Below are 18523 nucleotides of genomic sequence, written 5' to 3' on the forward strand. Positions count from 1 at the left end.
AAAGAATTATCCTGGCGGCGATAGTGCGGTGGAACCACCTGACACCATACCGAACTCAGAAGTGAAACGCTGTAATGCCGATGGTAGTGTGGGGCATCCCCATGTGAGAGTAGGGCACCGCCAGGTTACCAAATATGAATCTAAATTAAATAAAATAAAAACAGAAGAACCCCGTGTCGAAAGATGCGGGGTTTTTGTTTTTCTATAGAATATTAATTCGAATATTTCGTATTTTAAGGTATGATATCTATCATCTAATTTTCTATTTTGTATGAATATTTTTAATGAAACCAACTTTTCTAGAATTTAGACATCTTAAAACTTTACTGGCCTTAAAAGAGACGGGGAGCGTTTCTTTGGCAGCAAAGCGAGTATATCTAACCCAATCAGCCCTTTCTCACCAAATTAAATTAATAGAAGAACAGTTTGGTTTACCTTTGTTTGAGCGTAAAAGTAATCCACTTCGTTTTACTTCTGCAGGAGAGCGTTTAATTCGTCTTGCTAATGAAGTGATGCCAAAAGTCGTAGATGCTGAACGTGATCTTGCTCGAGTTAAACATGGAGATGCAGGTCAGCTTCGTATAGCTGTGGAATGTCATACTTGTTTTGATTGGTTAATGCCTGCTATGGACGAATTTCGTCGGCATTGGGGGCTAGTTGAGTTGGATATTGTATCTGGTTTTCATACGGATCCTGTTGGTTTATTGCTTTCTCACCGAGCAGATTGGGCGATAGTATCAGAAGTAGAGCATAATGATGATATCATTTTTAAACCGCTCTTTTCTTATGAGATGGTTGGGATTTGCTCAAAAGATCACCCTTTAGCAGAAAAAGAAATTTGGGATGCGGAAGATTTTGCAAATGAAACCTGGGTAACTTACCCAGTTCCCGATGATATGTTAGATCTATTGCGTAAAGTGCTTAAACCAAAAGGCATTAATCCTACTCGGCGCACAACTGAATTGACTATTGCTATGATTCAATTAGTAGCGAGTCGTCGTGGCATTGCGACTATCCCTTATTGGGCTGCGTTGCCTTATTTGGAAAAGGGCTATGTCGTGGCAAGAAAAGTCACAAAAGAAGGTTTATATAGCAATCTATATGCGGCTATCCGCAAAGAAGATGAATCCCTTTCTTATTTAGAAGATTTTTATCAAACCGTAAAAGCTCAAAGTTTTTCAACTTTACCAGGGCTATCTGTTTTAGATTTATAGAAGTAATAAATGAATTTTTCTCAACAAAATCAGCAGACTCATCCGATTAGTGCAGCGGCTAAAGCTGCTTTTCCTTATAGTGCGCCAATGATTGCAGGATTTTTATTTCTTGGTGTGGCATACGGTATTTATATGAAGGCACTGGGTTTCGGATTTTTATATCCTACTTTGATGGCTTTACTTATTTATGCGGGTTCGGTTGAGTTTATTGCTGCTGGAGCACTTATCGCACCTTTTTCTCCCATCAGTGTGTTATTAATTACCTTGATGATCAGTATTCGTCAGATTTTCTATGGCATATCAATGTTAGAAAAATATGGCGTACATATTGGTCATAAACGTTGGTATTTAATTACCACCCTCGTTGATGAATCTTTTTCTTTAAATTATATGGCCAAAATTCCACAGCACTTAGATAAAGGTTGGTACATGTTCTTTGTCAGCTTATATTTGCATATTTATTGGGTGGTTGGCGCTGCAATTGGTAACTTATTTGGCTCTGTTTTACCTTTTGATTTAAAAGGTGTGGAATTCTCGATGACCGCTCTTTTCTTAGTCATTTTTGCAGAAAATTGGATAAAGGAAAAATCCCATGAAAGCTCTCTATTGGGTTTAGGGATTGCATTAGCTTTTTTACTGATTGTAGGCAAAGAATACTTCTTAATTCCAACATTAATTGGTATCTGGTTAATTCTAACTATGCGTGGGCCTAAATTAGACACAAAATTGGAGTCGCTAAAATGACACTCACAGAACAGATTATGACGATTGGAATTTGTGTGCTTACTGTGCAATTTACGCGCTTATTGCCATTTTTTGTGTTCCCAGCTAATCGTCCGATTCCACAATATATTCGCTATCTTGGGAAAGTTTTACCTCCAGCTATGTTTGGTATGCTTGTAGTTTATTGCTATAAGAATATTGATGTTTTAACTGGTTATCATGGTATCCCTGATTTTCTTGCAGGCATAGTGGTGCTAGGGCTGCATTTCTGGAAGAAAAATATGTTTCTATCTATTGCTGTTGGTACGCTTTTCTATATGGTTTTAGTACAACTTGTCTTTATTTAGAATAAGATCATAACGTTCATTTCTCTAGAATTCTCTTGAATCTAAAGTTACTTCATAGTTTATAACCAATCTGATTTCTAGAATGGTAGAAATTGGAATTTTAGTTATTACAAAAGATAGAACCTAGTTTTATTAAATTTCTTTATTGTTCATAGCATTACTATCAGGCTTCTTAAAAGAGTTTAGCCGGTGACAAAGTGCGGGTTGAGCGAGCTAATGTTATCTAATTCCCCCAAATTGGATATGCTCCCGAGATTTTAGATGTGCGCACTCGTCCCGGTTTTTATGCGCTCATGATGCTAAAAATACCTTTATTTCTTTGTAAGATAAAATAATTTTCTCTTGCAATCGGTTGCTTTTTTTTCTGATCTTTTCCTTATTTTAAAAATCTTTTATCATGGCGCCCGTTTTTATTTTTAATCGAAGAGAACAGAATTATGGAATTGAATTTAGTTGAATTATTGGGCTATATCGCAACCTTTTTTGTTGCTGTATCATTTTTATTTAAATCTATCGTACATCTACGCATAGTGAACAGCATTGGCGCAATTTTATTTGTGATCTATAGCGTAATTATCACCGCTTATCCAGTTGCACTATTAAATGCATTTTTAGCCGTTGTGAATGTTTATCAACTTTGGCGATTAAGACAAGAAAAAGTCTCTAAATAAAAGAAAAGCGTTGAATTAAATTTCAACGCTTTTTTTCTGGAAAAGCGCGGTGAAATTTTACCGCACTTTGTCGTTTTAATGTTCACGAGTTTTGTAAAAAACGACATCAGGATAACGTTCTTGAGCTAAATTCAGATTTACCATTGTTGGCGCAATATAGGTTAAGTTATCTCCACCGTCTAAAGCTAAATTTTGCTCATTTTTGCGTTTAAATTCTTCGAATTTTTTCGCATCGGCACATTCCACCCAGCGTGCAGTTGCAACGTTCACATTTTCATAAATCGCTTCTACGTTATATTCAGTTTTTAGACGAGAAACCACCACATCAAACTGCAAGACACCCACAGCGCCCACGATTAAATCGTTATTCATTAATGGGCGAAATACCTGAACAGCACCTTCTTCTGAAAGTTGTACTAAACCTTTAAGTAATTGCTTTTGTTTGAGAGGATCTCTCAAGCGAATACGGCGGAATAGCTCAGGCGCAAAGTTTGGAATACCGGTAAATTTTAAGGTTTCACCTTGCGTAAAGGTATCGCCAATTTGAATCGTGCCGTGATTATGTAAACCAATAATATCGCCAGCGTAAGCTTCTTCGGCGTGAGCACGGTCGCCAGCCATAAAGGTGAGTGCATCAGAAATCACCACATCTTTACCAATTCGAACATGTTTTAATTTCATGCCTTTTTCATATTTGCCTGAAACGACACGCATAAAGGCAACACGGTCGCGGTGTTTTGGATCCATATTGGCTTGAATTTTAAATACGAAACCAGAGAATTTTTCTTCTGAACTTTCGACTGTTCTTGTATCAGCTTGACGAGATTGTGGTTTTGGCGCCCATTGTGTTAAACCATCAAGGAAATGATCCACGCCAAAGTTACCTAATGCAGTTCCGAAAAATACTGGTGTAAGTTCACCTTTAATAAAGGCATCATGTTCAAATTCGTTACTTGCGCCTTGCACTAATTCCAATTCATCGCGAAGTTGTTGTGCTAAATCATCGCCAACAGCGGCATCTAATTCTGGGCTATTTAAACCTTTGACAATGCGAACTTCTTGAATAGTTGAGCCTTGACCTGATTGATAAAGATAGGTTTCATCTTTAGCGATATGATAAACGCCTTTAAATAATTTTCCGCAACCAATCGGCCATGTAATTGGCGCACAACGAATTTTCAGAATATTTTCCACTTCATCTAACAATTCCATCGGATCGCGAATATCGCGGTCGAGTTTGTTCATGAAGGTGATGATTGGCGTATCACGTAAGCGAGTTACTTCCATTAGTTTAATTGTACGTTCCTCAACCCCTTTTGCGGAGTCGATAACCATTAAACAGCTATCCACAGCGGTTAAAGTGCGGTAAGTATCTTCAGAGAAATCTTCGTGCCCCGGGGTATCAAGTAAGTTCACCAAGCAATCGTTATAAGGAAATTGCATTACGGAAGTGGTAATCGAAATTCCACGTTGTTTTTCCATTTCCATCCAGTCGGATTTGGCATGCGCAGTCGAGCCTTTGCCTTTTACAGAACCTGCGGTTTGAATCGCATTTCCGTATAAAAGTACTTTTTCGGTGATGGTTGTTTTACCTGCATCGGGGTGGGAAATAATTGCAAAAGTGCGACGTTTATTAACTTCTTCTAATGGATAACTCATTGTTTCTTCTTCGTTCAATTAAAAATTTGGGCTATTTTCGCTGATTTTAGGTTTTTGCTCAAACGAATTTGTAAAGAAAGTGCGGTTGGTTTTATTAGAAAAATTGGTCTGCTTTGTACAAAGACAAATTTTCGCTTATACTACGCAAGTTTTTTACGCTAACAATATAGGAAAAATTATGGGTTTCTTAACAGGTAAACGCATTTTAGTCACTGGTCTTGCAAGCAATCGTTCTATTGCTTACGGGATCGCAAAATCAATGAAAGAACAAGGTGCTGAACTTGCTTTCACTTATTTAAACGATAAATTACAACCGCGCGTAGAAGAATTTGCTAAAGAATTTGGCTCTGATATCGTGCTTCCTTTAGATGTTGCAACTGATGAAAGCATCCAAAATTGCTTCGCAGAATTAAGCAAACGTTGGGATAAATTTGATGGGTTTGTTCATGCAATCGCATTTGCGCCAGGTGATCAATTAGATGGTGATTATGTCAATGCCGCAACTCGTGAAGGCTACCGTATTGCTCACGATATTAGCGCATACAGTTTTGTAGCTATGGCACAAGCAGCACGCCCTTATTTAAATCCAAATGCTGCATTATTAACCCTTTCTTACTTAGGGGCAGAACGCGCAATTCCTAACTACAACGTGATGTGTTTAGCGAAAGCGTCTCTTGAAGCAGCAACGCGCGTAATGGCAGCGGATTTAGGTAAAAAAGGTATTCGTGTGAATGCAATTTCTGCTGGTCCAATTCGCACTTTAGCGGCATCAGGCATTAAAAACTTCAAGAAAATGCTTTCTACCTTTGAGAAAACTGCAGCATTACGCCGCACTGTCACTATTGAAGATGTAGGTAACTCTGCAGCATTCTTATGCTCTGATTTAGCATCGGGTATTACTGGTGAAATCGTTCACGTAGATGCAGGTTTCAGCATCACTGCAATGGGCGAATTAGGCGAAGAATAATTTTTCTTACATTCTTTTTTAGGCAGGCTTTTCAGTCTGCCTTTTCTCTTTTTTAAAATATAACTATGTTTCAAGATAATCCTTTACTCGCACAGCTTAAACAACAAATCCACGACAGCAAAGAGCATGTAGAAGGCGTGGTAAAAAGCACCGATAAAGCCTATGGTTTTTTAGAGTGCGATAAGAAAACCTATTTCATCGCGCCGCCTTCAATGAAAAAGGTGATGCACGGTGACAAAATCAAAGCCACTATTGAAAAGCAAGGCGATAAAGAACAAGCCGAACCGGAATCTTTAATTGAGCCAATGCTGACGCGTTTCATTGCAAAAGTGCGGTTCAATAAAGACAAAAAATTGCAAGTTTTGGTGGATCATCCAAGTATCAACCAACCCATTGGCGCACAACAAGCTAAATCTGTCAAAGAAGAATTACAAGAAGGCGATTGGGTGGTTGCTAATTTAAAAACTCACCCATTACGTGATGATCGCTTTTTCTATGCCACTATTAATCAGTTTATTTGCCGAGCTGATGATGAATTTGCCCCTTGGTGGGTAACATTGGCACGTCATGAGCAATCTCGTCATCCTGTGCAAGGCACTGAAAGTTATGAAATGTTAGATCAACAAACTCGTGAAGATCTGACCGCACTTCATTTTGTGACTATCGACTCAGAAAGCACAATGGATATGGACGATGCTTTATATATTGAGCCTATTGAACAAAATGGTGAACAAACAGGTTGGAAATTAGTTGTCGCGATTGCGGATCCAACTGCTTATATTGCATTAGATTCTCAAATTGAAAAAGATGCGAGACAGCGTTGTTTCACCAATTATTTGCCAGGCTTTAACATTCCTATGTTGCCACGCGAATTATCTGATGAATTATGTTCGTTAATCGCAAATGAAACGCGTCCAGTGCTTGTTTGTTATATCGAAACAGATCTTGAAGGCAATATTACGGCCAAACCGCATTTTGTTTCGGCTTATGTTCAATCTAAAGCGAAATTGGCTTATAACAAAGTGTCGGATTATTTAGAACAGGCAGACAACGCATGGCAGCCCGAAACATCAGAAATTGCGCAGCAAATTGATTGGTTACATCAGTTTACCAAAGCACGTATTCAATGGCGTAAGACACATTCTTTGTTATTTAAAGAAAAACCGGATTATTCTTTTGTGCTGGCTGAAAATGGCAAAGTGGCAGAAATCAAAGCGGAATATCGTCGTATAGCCAATCAAATTGTCGAAGAATCGATGATTATTGCTAACATTTGTGCCGCACAATTTTTAGCAGAGCAGGCACAAACTGGAATTTTCAATACGCATAGCGGTTTTGATAAGAAATTCTTAGAGAATGCGCACAATTTCTTAATGGCAAATTTAGCCAATGAACAAAATCAAGCTGAACTTGCTGAGCGTTATTCGGTAGAAAATTTGGCAACATTAAACGGTTATTGCCAAATGCGCCATGATATTGAACCGATTGAAGGCGACTATTTAGAATTCCGTTTACGTCGTTATTTAACTTTCGCCGAATTTAAATCGGAATTAGCACCGCACTTTGGCTTAGGATTGGAAGGCTATGCCACTTGGACTTCGCCCATCCGTAAATATTCTGATATGGTGAACCATCGTTTAATTAAAGCAGTATTGACACAACAAGTTTGTAATAAGCCACAAGATGAAGTGCTGGCCCGTTTACAAGAGGCTCGTCGCCAAAATCGCTTAGTTGAGCGTGATATTGCGGATTGGTTATATTGCCGTTATCTTGCTGATAAAGTTGAATCAAATGCCGAATTTGAGGCGGAAGTGCAAGATGTGATGCGTGGTGGATTACGTGTGCAATTATTAGAAAATGGCGCTTCAATGTTTATACCTGCTTCAACTTTACATAACAATAAAGAAGAAATGCAGGTGAATTCTGATGAGATTGCCCTTTATATTAAAGGTGAGCGTATTTACAAAATAGGTGATATTGTGAAAGTGAAACTTACGGAAGTGAAAGAAGCAACTCGCAGTATTGTCGGCGAAATCGTTTAATAAAATTGTTCTTCTTTAAACCGATTTTCAGTGATTGAAAATCGGTTTTTTCTTTTTTAAAAACTTCTTATTTCTTACCTAATTGTGGCAATACTGAATCTTTAATTGCGCTTAATAAGCCGGTTTGTGCATAGATACCAAGTTTGCCTCGGGTGTCAGATACATCTAAATTACGCATGGTTAATTGACCGATACGATCAATTGGATCAAATGGCGCATCTTCGACTTTTTCCATACTTAAACGCTCTGCTTCGTAGGTTAAGTTTGGTGATTCGGTATTTAAGATAGTGAAGTCGTTACCACGACGAAGCTCAAGTGTTACCGTACCCGTAATTGCTTTTGCCACCCAACGTTGTGCTGTTTCACGCAGCATTAAGGCTTGTGGATCAAACCAACGACCTTGATATAACAAACGGCCTAAACGGATACCATTAATACGATATTGTTCGATGGTATCTTCATTGTGAATACCCGTTACTAAACGTTCGTAAGCGATATGCAATAATGCCATCCCTGGCGCTTCATAAATACCACGAGATTTTGCTTCAATAATACGATTTTCGATTTGGTCAGACATCCCTAAACCATGACGGCCACCGATACGATTGGCTTCTAGAATAATATCAACTGCATTATCAAAACGTTTACCATTTAATGCGACAGGGACGCCTTCTTCAAAAGTGACGGTTACTGTTTCTGGTTTAATTTCTACATTCTCGTCCCAAAATGCTACACCCATAATTGGTTTAACAATTTTCATGCCAGTGCTTAATTGCTCTAAGTCTTTTGCTTCATGGGTTGCACCTAGCATATTGGAATCGGTCGAATAGGCTTTTTCAACGGACATTTTATAGTCAAAACCATTTTCGATAAGAAATTGAGACATTTCAAAGCGTCCACCAAGTTCTTCAATAAATTGCGCATCTAACCAAGGTTTATAGATTTTTAAATTCGGGTTTGTTAATAAACCATAACGATAGAAACGTTCGATGTCATTCCCTTTGAATGTTGAGCCATCCCCCCAAATATTTACATCGTCTTCTTTCATTGCTGCAACGAGCATCGTTCCGGTTACAGCGCGACCAAGTGGCGTCGTATTGAAGTAAGGAATTCCGCCTGTAGAAATATGGAATGCACCGCATTGAATTGCCGCAATGCCTTCATGAGCAAGCTGAGCACGACAATCAATTAAGCGAGCATTTTCTGCACCATACGCCATCGCTTTTTTAGGGATTGCGCAGTAGTCATCCTCATCAGGTTGGCCTAAATTGGCGGTGTATGCATAAGGCACTGCACCTTTTTGACGCATCCAAAGTAATGCTGCACTAGTGTCTAGTCCGCCAGAAAAAGCGATACCGACTTTTTGCCCTTCAGGTAAATGTTGTAGAATTGTATTTGACATATCTTTTCCTTGTTTATAATTTAGATTGAATAATTAATCATTTTATTTGAATAAAAAGTCATTTAAATATAACCGTACTTTTTATGTTTGTCTAGCCTTTTATGTATTAAGATGAAAAATCTTTAGTTGTCATCGAGCATAAAAAATCCCCGCTCTAAATAGCAGGGATTTTGATCTCTATTTTGTTAATAAATCCAGTGCTTCCTGATATTTATCAACCGTTTTCTGAATAATATTTTCTGGCACTTTCGGGGCGGGCGCTTGTTTATTCCAGCCGCTATTTTCTAACCAATCGCGTATAAATTGTTTATCGAATGATGGAGGATTAATCCCTTCTTGATAAGTATCGATAGACCAAAAACGGCTAGAATCTGGTGTTAATACTTCATCCATTAAGGTGAGCATGCCATTTTCATCTAAACCAAATTCAAATTTTGTGTCGCAAATAATAATACCTTTAGTCAGTGCGTATTCTGCAGCTGCAGTATAAAGTGCGATAGCTTTTTCTTTTACTTGTGCGGCTAAATCAGCCCCAATGAGTTTTTCACATTCTGCATAGCTGATATTTATATCGTGATTGCCAACAGCTTCTTTACTTGATGGGGTGAAAATAGGTTCTGCTAATTTACTGGCTTCAACTAAGCCTTCAGGTAGTTTTAATCCGCAGATGGTACCAGTTTGTTTATAATCTTTTAAACCACTGCCAGTTAAATAGCCACGTACGATAGATTCAATTTTAATGGGATTCAAACGTTTACACACTACAGCGCGATCTTTTATTAAATCGGCTTCTTCTTTTGGTAACACATCATAAACACTCTCGCCAGTGAAATGATTCGGCATAATGTGAGCAAGTTTGTTAAACCAAAAATTGGAAATTTGAGTCAGGATTTCGCCTTTTCGTGGAATGGGATCATCTAAAATAACATCAAACGCAGATAAGCGGTCAGAAGCAACCATTAGCATGCGTTTATCATCGATTTCATAGAGATCGCGTACTTTACCTGAATAGATTTTTTTTAGACTTAAAGTGGGGAGTTGTTGTGTCATCGTTTTGCACCTGTATGAAAGTAAAAACTGGCGCGTATTGTACCGCACTTTTAAAGCAAACGTTTGCTATTTTTTAAAGAAATAAAAAAATCCCCTGAAATTTCAGGGGAAGTGTAGTTTTTTCGCTTCAAAATATTTGCTTATTATTAGAAATATACCGCGATTAATTATTGTGTGGGTGGATTTGGGTTATCCAATACATCCCAGACGCTTTCTTGTCGAGGAGCAATTTCTGTTTCAGCTGGTGGAGTAGTTGGAGATGGAGAAGCATTTGATGTGCCTCCGCAGAAATTCTGTCCATTATTCACCCAAACTGGAATCACTCGATTGCTGTCACAATCCCAGCTGCCATGTTGGGTAATTCCAACCCATTTCATATTCGCAGGTTTATTTAGCTTCAATTTTTCAATATAAGTATGGCTTAAATAATCTTTATAAATCTGTAATGCGCCTGATGCACCAGTAAGTTTTGTTTCGCCATTATCATCGCGACCAAGCCAAACTGTGCTGATATTTTTTCCATCGATCCCCACAAACCAAGTATCACGCGCATCATTTGTTGTCCCTGTTTTACCGGCTAAACGTAAATCCGCATAATCATTTTGCAAGCTACGAGCTGTACCACGTTCAACAGTTTGTTGCATCGCAAATAACGTTTGGAATGCGGCTTCCTGTGGTACCACTTGTTTTGCGGTTTTATCATGTTGATAAATGATATTTCCCTGACGATCCGCAATGGTATCGACAGTTGTGAGTTCAATCCGTCCACCTTGATTCGCAATAGTTTGATAAAGTTTAGTTACATCATAAGGTGAGATGGTATAAGCCCCGAGCAACATAGCCGGCACTTTTGGAATTTCCACATTATCCCATCCCATCGCTTTTTGTGTATCAATGACTTTGCTCAAGCCGACTTTCATCCCAATATTCACAGTCGGAATATTTAAAGAACGCGCTAAGGCATCCATTAACATCACTGAACCGCTATATTTTTTATCATAGTTGCGCGGCTGCCACGGCGGGCTACCTTTGACATTAATCGTAATTGGCTGGTTATTAATTGGGGTATTTAAACGGAACTGTTCTGGATTAGAAAGTGCGGTCAAATAAATTGATGGTTTGACTAAAGAACCAATCTGACGTTTTGCCATTAATGCACGATTAAAGCCTGCATATTGCGTTTGCAAACCACCCACTACCGCACGAATTTCACCCATACGGTAATCGGCAACAATCATGGCTCCTTCTAAATATGGATTTTTAGTTTTCAGTTGTAGTTGTGAAACTGTATTCACTACTGCATTTTCTGCTTGGGCTTGTTGTTTTAAATCCATTGTGGTGAAAATCCGAGCGCCAAGTAAACTGGATATTTTATGTTCGCCTAGTTCACGACGTAAATCCGCCTGTAAAGTTTGAATAAATGACGGATATTTACGGGAAATTTGTCCTTTTTGTTGAACACCTAAAGGTCGTTGGCTTAATAATTGGTAAAGTTCATCACCGATCATTTTATGTTCAAGCATGAGCTTTAAAACAACATTACGACGCTCTAAGGCGTTTTGAGGATTACGCCAAGGATTATAAAGTGAAGGACCTTTGACCATCCCGACTAAAAGTGCAATTTGATCTAAGCTAATTTCACGAATCGAACGACCAAAATAGAATTGGCTGGCTAATTCAAAACCGTGAATTTGCGTATCACCATTTTGTCCGAGATAAATTTCATTAAGATAGGTTTCGAGAATACGGTTTTTATCATAACGCCAATCTAACACCAATGACATTAAGGCTTCGTTCGCTTTGCGGGTAATCGTACGTTCGCTTGATAAAAATAGATTTTTCACGAGTTGCTGAGTGAGCGTACTACCACCTTGTACCGTTTGCCCCGCACGAATATTGGTAATTAATGCGCGTATAATGCCCACTGGATTTATGCCGTGATGATCATAAAAACGGCGATCTTCCGTTAAAATTAGGGCGTCAATCAATAAGCGCGGGTAATTTTGTAAAGGAATTGCAAGGCGATCTTCATTATCAGATTCCAACATCGCAATCAATTTTGGTGCAAGGCGAAACTCATCGATAGCTTTTACTGCAACGAGATCTTCAATTCGATTAAGTTTGTTATCGACAAAGCGTAAACGTAAAACTCGTTGTGGTTCTGGTTTATCAGGGAAAGGGAAAGCTCGACGAAGAACCACAATGGTATCATCTTCCAATTTGAAATCGCCTGGTGCGGCTACCATGGTTGTTTGGCGATATTCGTTATCTAATAAAATTTGAATCACTTCATCAAAAGCGAGATTATCTGAAATTTTCACGCTTTCAATACGGCTATACACTTCAGCGGGCAAACGCCAAATTTGCCCATCCATTTTCGAACGGATTTGCCAATCTAAATATCCGCCATAAAATACGGTTAATACCGCACCAGTAAACGCTACTTTTAATAGAAAACTTTTGAAAGAACTGCGTTTTTTTGGTGTTTTTTCTTCGGGATTTTTTTGAACGTTTTCGGTGGTCATAGTCGGTTAAGAGATAAAATTAACATAAGCTTCGAGGAAATGGATAAAATCTTGCGTGCCACAAAAAGCAATGCTTTCTTCATCATAATAGTGAAAATCGTCTTCCAAAATTTCATCTGTTTCAATGGCGAGATTATTCGCTCGTATCATTACTTCATCAGCATCTAAAAACAAAGTATATTCTGCGCCAATTAAGATCTCTTCTTGATTTTCAGAGAGTGATTGCGCAGTAGAAAGTGCGGTCAAAATCGCCTTTGGATTTGACCGCACTTCTGTATTGAACCAGTTAGCAAGAGCAATGTGTTCCATCGAACATTTTACGGATACATTGCCTTGATAATGTGTAAATTGAAAATCCATCTTAGATACTAAAGGATGAACCACAGCCACAAGTGCTGGTAGCATTTGGATTATTTACAGTAAAGCGTGAACCTTCTAAACCTTCTGTGTAATCGACGGTACCACCGATTAAATACTGTAAACTCATTGGGTCAATCACAAGTTGAACCCCAGATTTTTCAATCGTTAAATCACCTTCATTCACTTTTTCATCAAAAGTAAAACCATATTGGAAACCGCTACAGCCACCACCCGTGATATACACGCGTAATTTCAAATTAGTATTTTCTTCTTCGCTGATTAAACTTTTTACTTTATTCGCTGCTGCATCAGTAAATGTCAATGGTACTGCAATGTTATCTGTCATAATTATTTCCCGCTTCCCGAAAATTTGAATTTCGTTATTATCTAATAACCATTTACTCCATTCAAGTGTAATCCAGTTTTTTCCTAGAAATCGTGCTATAATCTGGCAAAATTTTTTTCAAAAAAGGTGAAATAAAATGGCTATTCCAATTAGAACAGAAAAAGAAATTGTAAAACTACGTGAGGCCTGCAAATTGGCTTCGGATGTGCTGGTGATGATTGAACCTTACGTAAAAGCAGGTGTAACTACAGGTGAACTTGATCGAATTTGCCATGAATATATGGTGAATGAACAAAAGGTTATCCCTGCGTGTTTGAACTATCATGGTTTCCCAAAGGCGACCTGTATTTCCATTAACGAAGTTGTCTGTCACGGTATTCCAAGTGACGATAAAGTGCTTAAAAATGGCGATATTGTGAATATTGATGTCACGGTGATTAAAGACGGTTATTTTGGTGATAACTCAAAAATGTATATCGTGGGCGGCGAAACGAATATTCGTAGTAAAAAATTAGTGGAAGCGGCACAGGAAGCCCTATACGTAGGATTACGCACAGTAAAACCTGGTATTCGTTTAAATGAAGTAGGTAAAGCTGTGCAAAAATATACAGAAAGCCAAACTTTCAGTGTTGTGCGTGAATATTGCGGACATGGTGTTGGTACAGAATTTCACTGCGAACCTCAAGTATTGCATTATTACGCAGATGATGGCGGTGTAATTTTAAAACCAGGCATGGTGTTCACGATTGAACCAATGATTAATGCAGGCAAAAAAGAAGTGCGCGTTATGGGTGATGGTTGGACAGTAAAAACCAAAGATCGCAGCCATTCAGCACAATACGAACATCAACTTGTTGTCACGGAAACTGGTTGTGAAGTGATGACTATCCGCGATGAAGAAATTGCAGAAGGTCGAATTTCACGCATTATGGTGAATGTGTAATTGACATTAAATTATAAGATAAGGGCGTAGATATACGCCCTTTTTTATTAAAATTCTTTCTCCAAAAACTCCACTAATAATGAAATTAATGCAGGGTAGAATTCTGTTTTTAATGGCACTTTTTCTGCTTTTTTAAGCAATTGAGGTATCCAACTGAGCAGTACAACATTAATAAATTGTTGCTGTTCTGCATGAGAACCTGTTTCAATCAACTTTATTAAAATGCTGATTAAAATACTAATGTGATCGCTCGGTTCATTATGATCTCGATTAATTGATACTTGGTAATGAGCCATCCAATTATCGACTAGCTCTAATGCCTGATCTAATGCTTGTCCTTCTAGATAAGCTGATAAATAAGGAATTGCACTTAATTTGCCTTCAAGTAAAAAACAATGAGCAAAATCTGCAGCCAACTCTAAACGCAAAGAATCTTGCAGTTGAAGTGCGGTGCGAATTTTAGTTGTTTTTTCTTGAAATCCTAGTTCATCTAGAAATTCAAAAAGGCTATCAAAACCACCCGATTGATAATTTACAATTTGTTCCTCAGTCAGCTCTCTGCTTAACAGAGAGCCTATCCATTGGTAAATAAATTGCCGTTCTTGGTTGGTTAAATCAAGCATTCTCGATTGCTCCAGTAAAACCGTTTGGTTTTGGTGCAACACCGTGGAATTTCTCAATATTTACTAAACATGTATTGGCTGAAACCGCTTGAGCAAGCATAGAACTTCCAATGTCCAATGTCATTGTATTTGGATCGCCATAGGTATCAATCGCACCAATTTCTGCGCTTTCAGGTGAATACCAAGCCCCTTCTTGCAAGCGCACAACGCCACTTGGGAAGTTATCTGATAAATGTGCCCCCACAATTGCTTGACCACGGTCATTAAATACACGAACAAGATCTCCGTGTTGAATACCTAATTTATGTGCATCTTGCGGATTCATAAATAAAGGCTCGCGTCCTTGAATACTATAAGTTTCACGCAGATCTTTTGATTCACATAATTGAGAGTGTAAACGCTTATCTGGGTGAGCCGATTGTAGCCAGAAAGAAAACTCGTTGGATTTAGGTCCTCCGTGTGAACGTTCTGCTTTTTCAAACCACATTGGATGGCCTTTACAATCTTCATAACCAAAAGACGCAATTTTATTGCTGTAAATTTCAATGAAACCAGATGGTGTACCTAGCGCATGAAGTTCTGGATCATCACGGAAATCAGCATGACGAACCCAAGGTTTGCCTTCTGGGAACATCACATAACCTTTTTTCCAGAATTCATCAAAAGCTGGCATTTCAAATTTCCCTTGATTTTCTTTGCGACAATCTTCATAAAGGCTGCGAACCCATTCCATTTCGTCCATATTGCGACAATACTCTTTTTCTTTACCAAAACGACGGCAAAGTTCTTTGAAAATCTCAAAGTCTGGACGAGATTGATAAAGTGGATCAACGAGTTTTTGCATCGCAATGACACCACGATTGCTGTAAGAACCATAAGCATCAATATCGTTACGTTCGAATGGCGTACAAGCGGGTAATACAATATCAGAGAAACGACAAGTTGCGGTCCAGCTATAATTGATGGATACGATGGTTTCTAATTCGCGAAACGCTTTTTTCATTTTGTTACGTTCAGAATGACGATGCCAATGGTTACAGCCAGTAAAAATAGCCATTTTATAAGGTGCATAAACAACTTTGCCGCCATTATAGTTAATGGTTTCTCCTGGTTGTAATAAGGAATCCGTAATACGTGCGCAAGGCAATACAGCACTATAACCTTTATAATCTGTGTTATCGTATTTTGGTTTTTGACCTTCATCTAAGTTAAGTGGAAATGCTCCCGGCATTGCTGCGCCAGATTCAGGAATACCAATTGAACTATAGTGGTGAGCATAGCTAATGCCTCCACCTGGTAAACCAATTTGACCTAGCATTGAAGCAAGAACGGCTCCCATCCAATAAGGTTGTTCACCATGTTGTTGGCGTTGAATCGCCCAACCGAAAATAAGTTGAGTACGTTTTCCAGCCAACATTTTTGCAAATTCACGAATACGATCTGCGGAAATTCCACAAATTTTTTCTGCCCATTCCGGGGTTTTAGCAACTTTATCTTCTGTTTCACCTAATAGGTAAGGGACAAATTTTTCGAAACCAATAGTGTAAGTATCAATAAATTTTTTGTCGTACAGATTTTTTGTATAAAGCTCATAGGCAAGTGCCAACATAAACGGCACATCAGTTTGTGGATTAATGTATTGGCTTTCACAGTTCAAATAATTTTGAGTTTTGCTTTTTACTGGATCAATACTTACTACATTTACTTGTTTATTTGCCACTTTTTCTTTAAGTTTTTCCAAGTAGGCATAGGCCTCGTGGGTTTCACAGTTCCAACCTACTTGTAAATTTTTCACAGGATCGCTTGCCCAGAAAATGATATTTTCACTTTCTTTTAAAATCACTTCCCAAGATGTGCCTTGTGAATAAACTTCTGTTGAGCCTAACACATAAGGCAAAATAGTTTGCCCCGCACCAGTAGAGTAGTCACCAGCGGTGCTTACGCTATGACCATGCATACTAATTGCGCGAATCATGTGATTACCACAGCTATGGAATTGACCCGTTGAACGCCAGCCTACGTTACCTGTGTGTAATGCCCAAGGGCCGTAATTTTTCTGAATACGTTCTAGTTCTGCATAGAATAAATCCAACGCCTCATCCCAAGTAACACGTACAAAACGATTGTCACCACGAGAAGTGCGGTCACTTTTTTCTCTGTTTTTTAACCAATCTAAGCGTACCATTGGATAGCGAATACGAGATTCACTATAAATTAATCCTTTGATACCTTTGATCATTTCCGTTGGGTATTTATCTAACTCGAAAGGTTTTACATCAACGACACGGCCATTTTCCACTTTGGCACGAATGGCGCCCCAGTGTGAACCAGTTATTTTCCATTGTGTAATATCTTCATTTTCAAGGTTTTTTGCGACAAGCCAATTTGGCATTGCACAAGCTGCGCCCATGAGCGACATATTTTTTAAAAATTCACGACGAGTTTGTTGCATACTAAAAATCTCCTATTTGGCTTCATTATGTTGCGCATCAAAATCTGATGAATGAAGTTGTAAATAACGTAATACTTCTTTGCCTGTTTGTTCATCAATGTTGGTAAATCCAACCATTCCTTTAAATAAACCAATCCAAGTATTGGAATCGAAATGATTAACTTGTGGTTGGCGGTGACAAGTACTACATTGCGTTTTATAGGTGTTTTCTGCACTTTGCCATACGGCATCAATATTATTGATTAATTGATTTGGTGCAATCCAAGCTGAAAGTTTCACTTTTTGCCATTCAAGGCCAGTAAGCGGATCTTCTTTCGTTTCTAGTACATCAAAGTGCGGTTCAGATTGCATAAATTCTTTTGTAAGCACGGCATCAGTAATATTTTTCGCAAATTGGTTATACCAAATACGACCAAAACCTTTGTTTTTACGCCACATATTTAGTTCAACTTGATCTGCTTTTCCTGTTGATTTTGCCACATTAACAGGTGTCGCTGTTTCAAGTGTACCAATTTGTTGAGTTAAGGCTTCATCACTAAACACCGCAATACTGCCTTTCGCATAATAGGTTTTTGATGGCGTTAAATTTGTAGTGACTAATTCTTCAAATTTAGAAGCATTCGCATCGCTTTGTGTTTTAGCTGGAAGATGATGGGCAATACCTTTATGGCAATCCATACAACTTTGGTTGCGCTCTGCAGCTGGTTTCATTGCTTTTTGTGCAGCTTTTGACATTTTGTCGAAATCCATTCGTTCATAACTATGGCATGCTTTACACTCTTTTGAACCATTTGCAGCAAAACGATCCCATTCACGTTGAGCCATTTCTGCACGATGTTGTTCAAAGCTACCTTCATCCTTAAATTTGCCAGTAAATTCCGCAAAAACTTCTCTGCTTGCTTGCATTTTGCGAGCAAACTTATCGGTTTTTTCATGTGGAACATGGCAATCAGAACAAGTTGCGCGAACGCCACTGTTGTTTTTCCAGTGAACGGTTTGTTTAAGTTCTTCTAAAGGTTGTTGCATTGTGTGACAGCTTACACAAAATTCTTCTTTGCTTGTAATATCCATCACATTATTGAATTGTTGCCAGCTAATCGCCCCAGCAATAAAGCCGAGTGTGACTAACAAGCCTAAACCAATGCGGTTGGAAGGCTTTAAGAAAAAAGCCTTAATTTTATTTTTCATTAGCTTCTCCT

The 18523-nt window shown here is 38.4% G+C and carries 16 protein-coding genes and 1 rRNA gene; 8 read left to right on the top strand and 9 right to left on the bottom strand.

Features of this window, described 5'->3' with window-relative positions:
* The first annotated feature begins 10 nt into the window (after positions 1 to 10).
* The 5 genes from rrf to KP713_RS00025 all read left to right on the top strand — a co-directional run bounded on the left by rrf (position 11) and on the right by KP713_RS00025 (position 2955).
* Positions 11 to 126: ribosomal RNA gene (rrf, locus tag KP713_RS00005) — 5S ribosomal RNA — on the top strand.
* 158 nt (positions 127 to 284) lie between these two features.
* The gene (locus KP713_RS00010; protein ID WP_215769477.1) at positions 285 to 1214 is read left to right on the top strand and encodes a LysR family transcriptional regulator; all 930 of its coding nucleotides are present in this window, start codon (positions 285 to 287) and stop codon (positions 1212 to 1214) included.
* A 9-nt stretch (positions 1215 to 1223) separates the two neighbouring features.
* Positions 1224 to 1958 carry an azaleucine resistance protein AzlC gene (gene azlC, locus KP713_RS00015; RefSeq protein WP_048952653.1) on the top strand — a complete coding sequence of 245 codons (735 nt, stop codon included), beginning with the start codon at positions 1224 to 1226 and terminating at the stop codon, positions 1956 to 1958.
* Positions 1955 to 2284 (top strand): branched-chain amino acid transporter permease, encoded by a 330-nt coding sequence (locus KP713_RS00020; protein WP_046942776.1) that lies wholly within the window; start codon positions 1955 to 1957, stop codon positions 2282 to 2284. Before azlC ends, KP713_RS00020 begins: the two co-directional genes overlap by 4 nt.
* A gap of 437 nt (positions 2285 to 2721) precedes the next feature.
* Positions 2722 to 2955 carry a YgjV family protein gene (locus KP713_RS00025; protein WP_215769478.1) on the top strand — a complete coding sequence of 78 codons (234 nt, stop codon included), beginning with the start codon at positions 2722 to 2724 and terminating at the stop codon, positions 2953 to 2955.
* A 75-nt stretch (positions 2956 to 3030) separates the two neighbouring features.
* Here the strand turns inward: KP713_RS00025 and prfC are convergent, their stop codons facing one another.
* Positions 3031 to 4614, bottom strand: coding sequence for a peptide chain release factor 3 (gene prfC, locus KP713_RS00030; RefSeq protein ID WP_005644678.1), 1584 nt, complete (start codon positions 4612 to 4614; stop codon positions 3031 to 3033).
* Between the two features lie 178 nt (positions 4615 to 4792).
* Between prfC and KP713_RS00035 the strand changes: the two genes are divergently transcribed.
* Positions 4793 to 5581: an enoyl-ACP reductase FabI gene (locus tag KP713_RS00035; RefSeq protein WP_215769479.1), complete on the top strand. Its 789-nt coding sequence runs from the start codon at positions 4793 to 4795 to the stop codon at positions 5579 to 5581.
* 65 nt (positions 5582 to 5646) lie between these two features.
* Positions 5647 to 7623 carry an exoribonuclease II gene (gene rnb / locus KP713_RS00040; RefSeq protein WP_215769480.1) on the top strand — a complete coding sequence of 659 codons (1977 nt, stop codon included), beginning with the start codon at positions 5647 to 5649 and terminating at the stop codon, positions 7621 to 7623.
* Positions 7624 to 7690: 67 nt separating this feature from the next.
* Here rnb and argG read toward each other — a convergent pair whose 3' ends face one another.
* The 5 genes from argG to erpA form a co-directional block, all read right to left on the bottom strand.
* Positions 7691 to 9025: an argininosuccinate synthase gene (gene argG, locus KP713_RS00045; RefSeq protein WP_215769481.1), complete on the bottom strand. Its 1335-nt coding sequence runs from the start codon at positions 9023 to 9025 to the stop codon at positions 7691 to 7693.
* Positions 9026 to 9202: 177 nt separating this feature from the next.
* The gene (locus KP713_RS00050) at positions 9203 to 10075 is read right to left on the bottom strand and encodes a phosphoribosylaminoimidazolesuccinocarboxamide synthase (RefSeq protein ID WP_215769482.1); all 873 of its coding nucleotides are present in this window, start codon (positions 10073 to 10075) and stop codon (positions 9203 to 9205) included.
* 167 nt (positions 10076 to 10242) lie between these two features.
* Positions 10243 to 12600, bottom strand: a complete 2358-nt coding sequence (mrcB, locus tag KP713_RS00055) for a penicillin-binding protein 1B (protein WP_215769483.1) — start codon at positions 12598 to 12600, stop codon at positions 10243 to 10245.
* 6 nt (positions 12601 to 12606) lie between these two features.
* Positions 12607 to 12960, bottom strand: a complete 354-nt coding sequence (locus KP713_RS00060; RefSeq protein WP_215769484.1) for a YacL family protein — start codon at positions 12958 to 12960, stop codon at positions 12607 to 12609.
* 1 nt (position 12961) lies between these two features.
* Entirely contained in the window at positions 12962 to 13306 is a 345-nt protein-coding gene (gene erpA, locus KP713_RS00065; protein WP_005632606.1) for an iron-sulfur cluster insertion protein ErpA, read from the bottom strand.
* 136 nt (positions 13307 to 13442) lie between these two features.
* On the opposite strand from erpA, the gene map reads away from it, so the two are divergent.
* Positions 13443 to 14249, top strand: a complete 807-nt coding sequence (gene map, locus KP713_RS00070; protein WP_005632605.1) for a type I methionyl aminopeptidase — start codon at positions 13443 to 13445, stop codon at positions 14247 to 14249.
* A 47-nt stretch (positions 14250 to 14296) separates the two neighbouring features.
* Here map and torD read toward each other — a convergent pair whose 3' ends face one another.
* From torD to torC, 3 genes are read right to left on the bottom strand one after another with little or no spacing between them, the layout of a single operon-like run.
* Entirely contained in the window at positions 14297 to 14872 is a 576-nt protein-coding gene (gene torD / locus KP713_RS00075; RefSeq protein WP_215769485.1) for a molecular chaperone TorD, read from the bottom strand.
* Entirely contained in the window at positions 14865 to 17324 is a 2460-nt protein-coding gene (gene torA, locus KP713_RS00080) for a trimethylamine-N-oxide reductase TorA (RefSeq protein ID WP_215769486.1), read from the bottom strand. Before torA ends, torD begins: the two co-directional genes overlap by 8 nt.
* A gap of 12 nt (positions 17325 to 17336) precedes the next feature.
* Positions 17337 to 18512, bottom strand: coding sequence for a pentaheme c-type cytochrome TorC (torC, locus tag KP713_RS00085; protein ID WP_215769487.1), 1176 nt, complete (start codon positions 18510 to 18512; stop codon positions 17337 to 17339).
* Positions 18513 to 18523: the final 11 nt, after the last annotated feature.

The organism is Haemophilus sp. SZY H36 (assembly GCF_018829625.1).
GTDB classification, from domain to species: domain Bacteria; phylum Pseudomonadota; class Gammaproteobacteria; order Enterobacterales; family Pasteurellaceae; genus Haemophilus; species Haemophilus haemolyticus_K.

Excerpts from the sequence above, each read along its gene's own strand:
- mrcB (WP_215769483.1), bottom strand. The coding sequence starts at position 12,600 with ATGACCACCGAAAACGTTCAAAAAAATCCCGAAGAAAAAACACCAAAA.
- KP713_RS00060 (WP_215769484.1), bottom strand. The coding sequence starts at position 12,960 with ATGGATTTTCAATTTACACATTATCAAGGCAATGTATCCGTAAAATGT.
- rnb (WP_215769480.1), top strand. The coding sequence starts at position 5,647 with ATGTTTCAAGATAATCCTTTACTCGCACAGCTTAAACAACAAATCCAC.
- KP713_RS00010 (WP_215769477.1), top strand. The coding sequence starts at position 285 with ATGAAACCAACTTTTCTAGAATTTAGACATCTTAAAACTTTACTGGCC.
- torD (WP_215769485.1), bottom strand. The coding sequence starts at position 14,872 with ATGCTTGATTTAACCAACCAAGAACGGCAATTTATTTACCAATGGATA.
- argG (WP_215769481.1), bottom strand. The coding sequence starts at position 9,025 with ATGTCAAATACAATTCTACAACATTTACCTGAAGGGCAAAAAGTCGGT.
- azlC (WP_048952653.1), top strand. The coding sequence starts at position 1,224 with ATGAATTTTTCTCAACAAAATCAGCAGACTCATCCGATTAGTGCAGCG.
- erpA (WP_005632606.1), bottom strand. The coding sequence starts at position 13,306 with ATGACAGATAACATTGCAGTACCATTGACATTTACTGATGCAGCAGCG.
- torC (WP_215769487.1), bottom strand. The coding sequence starts at position 18,512 with ATGAAAAATAAAATTAAGGCTTTTTTCTTAAAGCCTTCCAACCGCATT.
- KP713_RS00035 (WP_215769479.1), top strand. The coding sequence starts at position 4,793 with ATGGGTTTCTTAACAGGTAAACGCATTTTAGTCACTGGTCTTGCAAGC.
- torA (WP_215769486.1), bottom strand. The coding sequence starts at position 17,324 with ATGCAACAAACTCGTCGTGAATTTTTAAAAAATATGTCGCTCATGGGC.
- prfC (WP_005644678.1), bottom strand. The coding sequence starts at position 4,614 with ATGAGTTATCCATTAGAAGAAGTTAATAAACGTCGCACTTTTGCAATT.
- map (WP_005632605.1), top strand. The coding sequence starts at position 13,443 with ATGGCTATTCCAATTAGAACAGAAAAAGAAATTGTAAAACTACGTGAG.
- KP713_RS00050 (WP_215769482.1), bottom strand. The coding sequence starts at position 10,075 with ATGACACAACAACTCCCCACTTTAAGTCTAAAAAAAATCTATTCAGGT.
- KP713_RS00020 (WP_046942776.1), top strand. The coding sequence starts at position 1,955 with ATGACACTCACAGAACAGATTATGACGATTGGAATTTGTGTGCTTACT.
- KP713_RS00025 (WP_215769478.1), top strand. The coding sequence starts at position 2,722 with ATGGAATTGAATTTAGTTGAATTATTGGGCTATATCGCAACCTTTTTT.